The 12,006-nt window shown below is 40.2% G+C and carries 7 protein-coding genes; 6 read left to right on the top strand and 1 reads right to left on the bottom strand.

The window, feature by feature from the left end:
* The first annotated feature begins 135 nt into the window (after positions 1-135).
* The 6 genes from ACJVDK_RS18130 (at position 136) to bglX (ending at position 11,192) form a co-directional block, all read left to right on the top strand.
* A complete protein-coding gene (locus ACJVDK_RS18130; protein WP_443938076.1) occupies positions 136-3,168 on the top strand; it encodes a SusC/RagA family TonB-linked outer membrane protein in 3,033 nt (1,010 codons plus the stop codon).
* 12 nt (positions 3,169-3,180) lie between these two features.
* Positions 3,181-4,725, top strand: coding sequence for a RagB/SusD family nutrient uptake outer membrane protein (locus tag ACJVDK_RS18125; RefSeq protein ID WP_443938075.1), 1,545 nt, complete (start codon positions 3,181-3,183; stop codon positions 4,723-4,725).
* Between the two features lie 19 nt (positions 4,726-4,744).
* The gene (locus tag ACJVDK_RS18120; protein ID WP_443938074.1) at positions 4,745-5,593 is read left to right on the top strand and encodes a LamG domain-containing protein; all 849 of its coding nucleotides are present in this window, start codon (positions 4,745-4,747) and stop codon (positions 5,591-5,593) included.
* 162 nt (positions 5,594-5,755) lie between these two features.
* The gene (locus ACJVDK_RS18115; RefSeq protein WP_443938073.1) at positions 5,756-7,120 is read left to right on the top strand and encodes a glucoamylase family protein; all 1,365 of its coding nucleotides are present in this window, start codon (positions 5,756-5,758) and stop codon (positions 7,118-7,120) included.
* A gap of 3 nt (positions 7,121-7,123) precedes the next feature.
* A complete protein-coding gene (locus ACJVDK_RS18110; protein WP_443938072.1) occupies positions 7,124-8,872 on the top strand; it encodes a discoidin domain-containing protein in 1,749 nt (582 codons plus the stop codon).
* A 28-nt stretch (positions 8,873-8,900) separates the two neighbouring features.
* Positions 8,901-11,192 (top strand): beta-glucosidase BglX, encoded by a 2,292-nt coding sequence (gene bglX / locus ACJVDK_RS18105; RefSeq protein WP_443938071.1) that lies wholly within the window; start codon positions 8,901-8,903, stop codon positions 11,190-11,192.
* Positions 11,193-11,260: 68 nt separating this feature from the next.
* Here the strand turns inward: bglX and ACJVDK_RS18100 are convergent, their stop codons facing one another.
* Complete coding sequence (locus ACJVDK_RS18100; RefSeq protein WP_443938070.1) at positions 11,261-11,989, bottom strand: YebC/PmpR family DNA-binding transcriptional regulator; 729 nt, start codon at positions 11,987-11,989, stop codon at positions 11,261-11,263.
* Positions 11,990-12,006: the final 17 nt, after the last annotated feature.

The following is a 12,006-nucleotide window of genomic DNA, read 5'->3' as shown; positions in this document are numbered from 1 at the left end:
TTAAGAAATCAGTTCAACAAAAATTTGAGTTATATCAATTACACTGATGTAATGATGTAGAGGTTGTTCCACTTGCTCATTCCCAAAAACAGTGTCATTTTTAAACATCAATTTAACCAAATTAATAATAACAGCATGAAACAATTTTGTATAAAAATTTCTGTCTTGGCCGGAATTTGTTTACTTGCAATTAACGTGGCTTTTGCGCAAAACATTACTGTAAAAGGTACGGTAATAGATGGAGGTGATCAAACATCGCTCCCGAGTGTAAGCATCACGATAAAAGGCACACAAAACGGCACACAAACAGATGTCAATGGAAAGTATAGCATTAACGTTCCATCCAATGCAACTTTAGTGTTTTCCTATTTAGGTTACGCTAAACAAGAAGTGCAAGTTAATAATCGAACAACTATTAATATTTCACTCCAATCAGAAAACCAGCAACTAGAGCAAGTTGTAGTGGTGGGATATGGCACGCAAAAAGTTAAAGACCTTACCGGATCTATTGCTTCGGTAAAAGGCGATCAACTTGCGAAACAACCCGTTCAAACGGCTACTCAAGCCTTACAAGGAAAAGTGGCCGGTGTTCAAGTAATTAGCTCAGGTGAACCAAATGCCAATCCTACTGTACGTTTAAGAGGAACCGGCTCTACTTTAGGAGGAGCAAATCCGCTCTACGTAGTAGATGGAGTTATTACCGATGATATTCGGAACATCAATAACGCCGATATCGTGAGCTTAGAAGTTTTAAAAGATGCTTCAGCCACGGCTATTTATGGTATGCGAGCAGCAAACGGTGTGTTAATCATCACGACAAAAAAAGGAAAAAAAGGAGATACTGTATTTAGTTACGATGGAGTTGTTGGCTTTAGTCAAGCAACAAACCTAGTTGATATGGCAGGTGAAAACCAATACGCAGGTTATTTAAATGAAGCAAACAAGTATTACGGTAGTGGAACAAATTTAATTGACCCGAACCTTTTAAAAGGAGCCAATACAGACTGGTATGATGCCATTTTACGCAATGGATTTCAACAAAATCAAAATATATCACTCTCAGGCGGAAATGATAACATTATTTATTTTTTAAGTGCAGGTTACTTAACAAATAATGGTTTACAACTTGGGAACAGCTATAATAGATTTACCCTCCGCTCTAACAACGACTATATTTTATCTAAAAAATTGAAACTAACATCGGTTGTATCCTATGCAAGAGGAGATGCTGATGGAGCAAATTTAGGCTCTTTTGGAAATGCTTATAGAGCAGCACCGTACGTACCATCAAAAGTGGGCGATTTATATGGAAATACCTCTTTAGCAGGAAACGTTGCCAATCCCTTGCTTGATATTGATAAAAACTACAATCAAACCATCGGAAACAGAATCCAAGGAAATTTTGCGTTAGAATATAAACCAATAGAAGGTTTAACGCTACGCTCATCAATGGGTATCGATTTAGATTTCACAAAATCTACCGCGTATGGTTACAAATACCTAAACGATGGAAGTACTTTTATCACCCCGGCAGGTAACCAATCACGACCAAATAGCACCTTAAAAAGCACCAAAAATGATGCTAGTAGGTGGATTTGGGATAATACTGCTACTTACAGCAAAACATTTGGCAAACACAGCTTCACCGTATTGGGCGGTGTAACAGCAGAAAAATACAAATTTAACAGCCTTGTTGGATCTGCACTAGATGTACCTGAAAATCAAGACCAATGGTACTTAAATGCAGGAACAAGTAGCACGCAAACCGTATCAAACACAGGAGATAAATACGCTAGAAATTCCTACTTAGGAAGAATTAATTATGGTTACGATAATCGCTATTTGATTACGGCAAGCTTTAGAGCCGACGGGACATCGAAGTTTGATTCCGACAATCGTTGGGGATATTTTCCATCTGTTGGGGTAGCTTGGAACATCACCAATGAGGCTTTCATGGATAACCAAAAGGTATTTAGCAACTTAAAACTAAGAGGAAGTTTTGGTAAGGTGGGTAATGACAATATTGCATCATCACTTTATTATTCAATTGCTCAGCGCAATTTGCCGTACTATTACGATGGTTCGGCAACACAAGGAATTGCTTTGGGCAACATTAATGATAAAAATCTTAAATGGGAAATTACAGATGAATGGGATGCTGGCTTAGATTTCGGATTGCTGAACAACCGACTTTCGGGTACTTTTGATTACTACAGTAAAAAAACTAGCAATGCATTAATTTACATCCCACTTCCGGGTATTTTAGGCGACCCTGATAAACAATACCTTACAAATGCCTCAACCATTACCAATAAAGGAGTGGAGTTCTCGTTAAATTGGGAAGACAAAATTGGAGAAAACTGGAGCTACAGCATTGGCGGTAACGTAGCACACAACAAAAACAATGTAGAAAAATTAAATGGCGGACAACCCTTAATTGGCGATAATGTTGGAAATTATGCCATTACAAAAACCGATAATGGAATGCCAATTGCCAGTTTCTTCTTGTTAGAGAAAATAGGCATTTTCCAAAATCAAGCCGAAATTGATGCATCAGCCCAAAAAGATGCAAGAGCTGGTGACATTATGTACCGCGATATTAGTGGGCCAAACAATGTACCAGACGGAGTTATAGATCAGTACGACAGAAGCTATTTTGGCTCGTATCAACCAAAAGTAACCTATGGTTTAAACGGAAGTCTTACCTACAAGAGCTTTGACTTTAGTTTTGGTTTTTACGGTACCGCAGGAGGAAAAATCTACAATGGTAAAAAAGCTGCCAGAGGAACCAGTCAGCTTACTGATAATATAGAGGCCGATGTTGCAAGAAACAGATGGACACCCAATAACCCGAGCAATAGCGTTCCCCGTGCTACGTTAGGTGCCTTACCTGCTTCTACCTACTTCTTAGAAAGTGGAAGTTTCTTACGCTTAAACAATTTAACCTTAGGATATTCTTTACCAAATACCGTATTAAATAAATTAGGGGTCACAAAAGTTCGCTTTTACCTAACCTCACAAAACTTATTTACCATTACTTCTTATACAGGCTTTACACCAGAAATTCAAGCTGCTGCCGGCGAAAAGACCAATTTAAATCAAGGCGTAGATACCAATACCTACCCTTCTTCTCGAACTTTTGCCTTTGGTGTTAATGTTGGATTTTAATTGATAATAAAAATGAAAAAGATAGTATATAAAACAACTCTCAGTATTGTTGCGGCCTGCATCCTTCTAGTGGCCTGTAAAAGAAGTTTTCTAGATATACCACCGCAAGGAGAGCTAACAGAAGAACAAGCACTGATAGACCCAAAAGCCGCGAGCGACTTAGTTTCTGGGGTTTACAACACCCTTTATTTACAAGGAACCTTCGGATTAAAATTTGCCATCTTAGGCGATGTAACCTCCGATAACTCAGATAAAGGCTCAGTCGCATCTGACCCTGGATTTGATGGAATTTTTCTCGATAACTTTACATACGATGCCAATACCAGTATATTCAACGATGTATGGAACGATAACTACGAGGGAATTGCACGTTCAAATAAAGCCTTAGACATATTAACTAAAAGTACCATCGATGAGGCAACGCGACTGCGTCTAATAGGTGAAACCAGGTTCTTAAGAGCACTGTTTTACTTCAACCTCGTTAGAGAATTTGGTGGAGTGGTCAACTTAACCTCGGTTCCTTTAGCCTCAGAAGCTAACGATGATAAATATCAAACCCGAGCAACGAAAGAAGAAATTTACAAAGTAATCACCGACGATTTAGAATTTGCCGTAAGTAATCTTCCGATGAAAGGCGAAGCCGGTACAATCGTAGGTAGAGCAAACAAAGGGGCTGCGCAATCCTTCTTATCGAAAGTGTACTTGTATCAGCAAAACTGGCAAGGGGCTTACGACCTCTCATTAGCCGTTATGAAATCAGGAAAATATGACTTAGCACCAGATTATGCAACCATCTTCAGAGAAAAGGGAGCAAACAGCATCGAGTCTATTTTTGAGATTCAAACAGGTCCAAATGCCTTGTCAACAGCCGATGGATTAACCTGCAATGCGATCAGTAAAAACTACAGCAATTTCCAAGGACCTCGCGGTTCCTTTGCTACACAAACCATTGGAGGGCGGACATATTCAGGAGGGGATTTAGGTTTTGGCTTAAATACACCATCCGAAAACTTAGCAGCCGCCTACGAAGTTGATGATATAAGAAAAACTGGTACCATTATTTTCACCAGCACCGCAACAACAACCACATTATGGGATGGCTTTGTGTTACCAACCATGCCATCTGTAGTAAACGAGCGGTACAATTACAAAGCTTACCACAGCCCATTTTTAGAAACAAACGGTTGCGGTGGTATTAACGACAAGGACAACAAACCAAAAAACATTCGCTTAATGCGCTATGCAGAGGTCTTACTGATAAATGCCGAAGCGGCTACACATATTGGTCAAGATGCATCTACCCCATTCCTTAAAGTTAGAACACGTGCTAATCTTGGAGCTGCTGCCGCCACATTGGAGAATATTTTAAACGAAAGAAGAGTTGAATTGGCCATGGAAGGAGATAGATTCTTTGATTTAGTGCGTACAGGCAAAGCTTCTGCAGCCATGTCGGCCGTTGGAAAAAACTTTGTAGTAGGCAAGCATGAGCTTTTCCCTATTCCACAAAAACAACGCGATTTAAGCAACGGAAAACTCACTCAAAACCCTCTTTATTAATCTGATAAATTTTAATAAAATGAAAGTAAAAAATTATAAAATAGCCATCATTGCTCTTATGGCAGTGAGTATACAAATAACAGCTTGCGAGAAAAAAAGCAATGACGATTTTCCTCCCGGCGATGTTCCTCCTACTGCGGGAGGATTTACCGCAACAACACAAATTGCTCCAGCCAATTTAGTGGCTTATTGGAATTTTAATGGCGAGCTTAAGGATTCCGTTACAAACGTAATGGGGACGAACGCAGGAATGACTTTTAGCCCCGGATTAAAAGGACAAGCTTTAACAGGAAAAACCGATGCGAGCTTAAAAGCTTATGCTACAGCACCAGCAAGTGCGGCCGTAAAAGCAATGACACAATACACGGTAAGTTGCTGGATAAACACACCACAAAATACCGGCGCTACCGGAATTGTAAGCTTAGGCGATACACAAAATTTTTGGGCAAACATCAATATATTTTTGGAAAACGGTGGTACAGCAACCAAAGCACGTATAAAAACAATTTACGGCGACAATGGATCAACTTTCGACAATAACATTCAAGATATTGAAAACGGTTTAAACAACTGGACCAATTACATTATCTCGTACGATGGTGCTGGAACCTTTAAATCGTATGTAAATGGAACCCTGGCGAGAACAAACACGGTTGCCACTATGGGACCTATTCGCTTTACCAATGTGGGTCCAATCGTTTTTGGGACTTTGCATTTCATGACTGTCCCAAGCAGCACAACCGCCTCTCCCGGTGAAGGGTGGGCAGGCTACCTGCCCGGCAAAATAGACGAAGTCAGAATATACAATAAAGCTTTAAGTGCTATTGAAATATCCGCGCTCTCCATTCTCGAAAGACAAGGACGTTAAACTTATCAAGTATGCTGTTGAAAATACCACTTCAGCATACTTTTAATCCATTCCCCTGAGAAAAAGAATTATTATTTATCCATAGATTCTTAAAGATGATTCTATCCCCCAAGGGATAACAAAATATCCCCTTTAATATCCCTAAAATATAACACAAAACAAATGAAACAACCTTTCAATACACATATACTGCTATTAATTCTCGCGCTTTTTGCACTATCCTGTACAGAGCAAGAAAAAACCGCTGAAAACAAGAACACTTCAGACATAGCACTGACGGATGAGCAGCTTGTAGATTTAGTACAGAAACAAACCTTTCAATATTTTTGGGAGGGTGCTGAACCTACCTCAGGTGCCGCCAGAGAACGCTTCCATGTTGATAACATCTACCCTCAAAACGATAAAAATACCGTTGCTACAGGAGCAACCGGTTTTGGATTAATGGCTATTTTAAGCGCAATTGATCGAGGATATATTACCAAAGAAGCAGGGTTTGATCGCTTAACTAAAATTTTAAATTTCTTAGAAAAAGCAGACCGTTTTCATGGAGCATGGCCACACTGGTTTTATGGCGAAACTGGAAAAGTACGTCCCTTTGGCAAAAAAGACAATGGAGGCGATTTAGTAGAAACTTCATTTGTTGCCCAAGCACTCATCTGCATCAACAGCTATTATAAAAACGGAACTCCAGCCGAAAAAGCACTCTCCCAAAAAGCCAATGAACTTTGGAAAGGAATAGATTTTAACTGGTACAGAAATGGCGGTCAAAATGTATTATACTGGCATTGGTCACCAGAATATCAATGGGAGATGAATTTTCCGGTAAAAGGCTATAACGAATGTTTAATTATGTATGTTTTGGCCGCCTCCTCTCCCACACATGGGGTTCCGGCAGAAGTGTACCACCAAGGTTGGGCTCGCAATGGAGAAATAAAAACAACTTTCGCGTTATACAACCACCCCTTTACATTGGATTATCAAGGAGAAAAAAACAACGTTGGTCCTTTATTTTGGGCACATTACTCCTACTTAGGGCTAAACCCAAAAGGGCTAAAAGATCGATATGCCAACTATTGGGAAAACAATGTCAACCAAACTTTAGCCATCCGAGATTATTGTATACAAAACCCTAAAAAATACAAAGGCTATTCAGAAGATAATTGGGGCTTAACCGCCAGTTATTCTGTCAAAGGATACTCTGCGCACACCATTAGCAACGACTTAGGCGTTATTTCGCCAACTGCAGCCATCTCTTCTATTCCCTACACCCCAAAAGAATCCATACAGGTGATGCGTCATTTATATGAAAAACTAGGCGACAAAGTATGGGGTCCGTATGGCTTTTACGACGCCTTCTCTGAAACTGATAATTGGTTTCCAAAGCGATATTTAGGAATTGACCAAGGACCAATGGTGATCATGATTGAAAATTACCGCAGCGGATTGCTTTGGAAATTATTCATGCAACATCCAGATGTTCAAAAAGGTCTAATAAAATTAGACTTCCAAAGTCCCGAAATAAAATAAAAAATGAAAAAATTACATCTCCTCATCTACTTATTCCTTTGGGGTCTGACGGTATTGGCTCAAAAACAAAAAACGTATTGTAACCCCATCAATATTGATTATGGTTACACACCTTTTGAGTCTTTTGCTTATTGGGGAAAACACCGTGCAACCGCCGACCCTGTCATCGTCAATTACAAAGGCGATTTTTACCTATTCAGCACAAACCAAGCCGGCTATTGGTACAGTCCAGATATGTTAAATTGGAAATTCGAAGAACGAAAATTTCTTCGTCCATGGAACAAAACGAAAGACGAACTTTGTGCCCCCGCTGTGGGCATTGTGGGCGACACGATGGTTGTTTTTGGCAGCACCTATACCAACAATTTTACCCTTTGGGGAAGCACCAATCCGAAAGAGAATAAATGGTTTCCACTAGTTGATTCGTTGGATATTGGAGGTTGGGACCCTGCATTTTTTACCGACGATGATGGGAAATTTTATATGTACAATGGGAGCAGCAATCAATATCCCGTGTACGGAGTAGAGCTCGATAGAAAAACATTTCAACCTAAAGGAACCCGCAGCCCTATGTACCTCCTACAAGATTGGCGCTATGGTTGGCAACGCTTTGGCGAACACATGGACAATACTTTTCTCGACCCCTTTATTGAAGGCGCCTGGATGACTAAACACAACGGAAAATATTATTTCCAATACGGAGCTCCCGGCACTGAATTTAGCGGATACGCAGATGGAGTTGTAGTGGGGAGTAAAGCGCTGTTCGACGGCACATCAACCAGTCCGCAATCCGACCCCTTAAGCTTTAAAGCGGGAGGATTTTCAAGAGGCGCAGGACATGGTTCTACCTTTCAAGACAATACGTCAAATTATTGGCATGTATCTACCAGCATCATTTGTGTAAAAAATACTTGGGAGCGTAGAATCGGGATATGGCCAACTGGCTTTGATAAAGACGATGTAATGTGGAGTAACACCGCCTTTGGTGACTATCCCATTTATCTCCCTTGGGAAAGAATAAAAAAAGGAAGTTTAAGACCTAATTGGATGCTGCTAAACTACAAAACGCCCATCCAAGTTTCGAGTACATTAGGGAGCGCTTACCAACCCAACAATGCGGTTGATGAAAACATTAAAACCTATTGGAGCGCCAAAACAGCCAACAAAGGGGAGTGGCTTCAAACCGATTTAGGAAGCTTGGCGACGGTAAATGCCATTCAAATTAATTATGCCGACCAAGATGCCGAATTTATTGGAAAGCAAACAAACATTTATCATCAATATCAACTTTTTTCATCACTAGATGGGAAAAAATGGACACTTCTGGTGGATAAAAGCCAAAACAAAACCGATATCCCGCACGAATACATCGAACTCGAAAAACCAATCAAAACCCGGTTTATAAAACTAGTAAACATACACATGCCGACTGGAAAATTTGCCATTAGTGGCCTGCGCGTTTTCGGAAATGGAAATGGAGAAAAACCAGCGAGTGTAAACAACTTAATTGTGCTGCGCACCGAAAAAGACAAACGCAGTGCATACATCAAATGGCAACCCGTTGATAATGCTTATGCCTACAATTTATATTATGGCACCGCAGCGGATAAATTATATAACTGCATCATGATTCACGATTTCAATGAATATTGGTTTAAAGCCATGGATAGCCAAAAAACCTATTATTTCAGCATTGAAGCCATCAATGAAAACGGTGTTTCGGACAGAAGCGCTATCCAAACCGTCAATTAAATAGTTCACCTAGATAAACAAATACCGCATGAATAAAGTAAAAATCATTGCCGTTGTTTTAACTGTACTGAGTTTGAACCTTTGGGCTCAAAAACAAACCACAGCGGAGCAAACAAAGATGAATACGTTCATTTCAAACCTGATGGCCAAAATGACCGTTGATGAGAAAATTGGGCAGCTTAACTTGCCCAGTTCGGGCGATATTACCACCGGACAAGCCAACAGCAGCGACATCGGCAAAAAAATTAGAGCTGGCCAAGTGGGTGGCCTATTCAACATTAAAGGAGTTGAAAAAATAAAAGCTGTTCAAAAACTTGCAATAGAGGAAAGTCGAATGAAAATCCCCTTGCTTTTTGGAATGGATGTTATCCACGGCTATAATACCGTTTTCCCAATCCCTTTGGGTTTAAGTGCAACTTGGGATATGCAAGCCATTGAAAAATCAGCCCGCATTGCGGCTATTGAAGCCAGCGCAAGTGGCATCAACTGGACTTTTTCGCCCATGGTCGATATTTCGCGCGATCCACGTTGGGGACGTGTTTCAGAAGGAAGCGGAGAAGATCCTTTTCTAGGTTCTGCCATTGCAACCGCCATGGTTAAAGGTTACCAAGGTAAGCTAAAAGAAAACAATGAAATTTTAGCCTGTGTAAAACACTACGCATTATACGGCGCAGCAGAAGCTGGACGCGATTATAACACAACCGATATGAGTCATATTCGGATGTACAATGAATATTTACCGCCTTACAAAGCCGCCATTGATGCTGGAGCAGCCAGTATTATGGCCTCTTTTAACGAAGTTGATGGTGTTCCTGCTACCGCAAATAAATGGTTGATGACCGAAGTGCTGCGCAATCAATGGAAATTTAACGGTTTCGTGGTAACAGATTACACCGGAATTGCCGAGATGGTCGACCATGGATTGGGCGATTTGCAAACCGTATCGGCCTTAGCACTAAATGCCGGAATTGATATGGATATGGTAGCAGAAGGATTTTTAAAAACAATCAAAAAATCGCTATCAGAAAAAAAGGTAAGCCTACAACAAATAGATAGAGCCTGCCGCTTAATTTTAGAAGCCAAGTATAAATTAGGCCTCTTTCAGGATCCATATAAATTTTGCGATCCTAGCAGAGCTGCTAAAGAAGTATTTACACCTGAAAACAGACAAGCTGCACGTCAAATTGCAGCTGAAAGCTTTGTGTTGCTCAAAAATGAAAACAACGTACTTCCTTTAAAAAAATCAGGAACCATTGGATTAATTGGCCCTTTGATTGACAACACAGCCAATATGTATGGAACTTGGAGTGTAGCGGCATTGTTTGATAAATCGGTTACGGTACTTCAAGGCATGAAAAATGCGGTTGGCGAACAAGCGACAATTCTTACAGCTAGAGGTTCTAACTTCCTATCCGACGCTAATTTAGAAAACAGATATGTAAACATCCACAATAAAACCTACGAGCGCGATATGCGCACCGAGCAAGAAATTATTGATGAGGCTGTTTCAATAGCCAATAAATCGGATGTAGTGGTAGCAGTGGTAGGTGAAGGTTCAGAATTCAGTGGCGAAAGCAGTAGTGTTACCAATATCGAACTTCCACAAACACAAAAGAACCTGCTTCAAGCCTTATTGAAAACAGGTAAACCGGTAGTAATGATTCTGTTCAGTGGAAGACCACTTGCACTGAACTGGGAAAACAAAAACATCCCAGCCATCTTGAATGTTTGGTTCCCAGGTAGCGAGGCAGGCGACGCCATTGCAGATGTGCTCTTTGGAAAAGTAAATCCTTCAGGAAAATTAACGGCTACTTTCCCTCAAAATGTTGGGCAAATTCCTTTGTACTACAGCCACAAAAATACAGGACGTCCTTTAGCAGAAGGAAAATGGTTCGAGAAATTTCGCTCCAATTATTTAGATGTGAGCAACGACCCGCTGTTCCCTTTTGGTTATGGTTTAAGTTATTCCCGGTTTACGTATAGTCCAATCCAGTTAAGCGCCACAACACTCGAGAAAGGTAAAAGCATCACGGCCAGCGTAACCCTAACCAATAGCGGCAATTTTGATGGGAAAGAAGTTGTGCAATTGTATATCCGCGATTTAGTCGGTAGTGTTACACGACCTGTTAAAGAATTAAAAGGCTTTCAAAAAATAAGTCTTAAAGCTGGAGAAAGCAAAAAAGTAAGTTTCACAATCAGCGAAAACGATCTTAAATTTTATAACGCAGAACTAAAATATGTTGCCGAACCCGGCGATTTTAAACTCTTTATAGGAACCAACTCGCAAGAGGTAAAAGAGGCAAGTTTTAGTTTGAGATAAGTGATTTTGTGAAATCTATTAAACCTCACGGGTTTTTAAAACCCGTGAGGTTTGTAAACAAGCAGCTATTATTCCGCCATGTTATGATAAACGGCCTGAACATCATCGTCCTCTTCCAATTTATCAATTAATTTCAACACATCTGCTGCTTGTGCTTCCGTAACCTCATGATGCGACAATGCAATACGTTCTAATTTAGAACTCTTTAATTCGATACCTTTCTCTTCTAACGCTTTTTGCAATGAACCAAAACTCTCAAAAGCAGCTTGGGCAACTACAATATCGTTTCCTTCTTCATCGGCCTCCATATATAACTCTTCTAAACCAGCATCAATCAATTCAAACTCTAATTCCTCTAAATCGATACCGTCTACAGGAACAAAACGAAAAATTGATTTACGGTTAAAAATAAAATCTAATGAACCCGTTTTACCCAATGAACCATCTGTTTTGTTGAAATAGCTACGTACGTTGGCAACGGTACGATTGGTATTATCAGTTGCTGTTTCGATTAAAATGGCCACACCATGCGGTGCATAACCTTCGTAAACAATTTCCTCATAATTTGCCATTGATTTATCCGAAGCACGCTTAATCGCAGCTTCAACCCTATCCTTTGGCATGTTTACAGCTTTCGCATTTTGCATCGCAGTGCGCAAACGCGAATTCGTTTCCGGATTTGGACCCGATTCCTTAACAGCCATAACAATGTCTTTACCAATACGGGTAAATTGTACAGCCATTTTAGACCAACGCTTAAATTTTCTTTCTTTTCTAAATTCGAATGCTCTTCCCATTTGTTTTAGTATTGAAA

Origin of the sequence: Pedobacter paludisoli (genome assembly GCF_052344095.1) — a bacterium.
Lineage (GTDB): Bacteria > Bacteroidota > Bacteroidia > Sphingobacteriales > Sphingobacteriaceae > Pedobacter.
The sequence above is the reverse complement of the archived record's forward strand: the minus strand, read 5'-3'. Positions and strand labels throughout refer to the sequence as shown.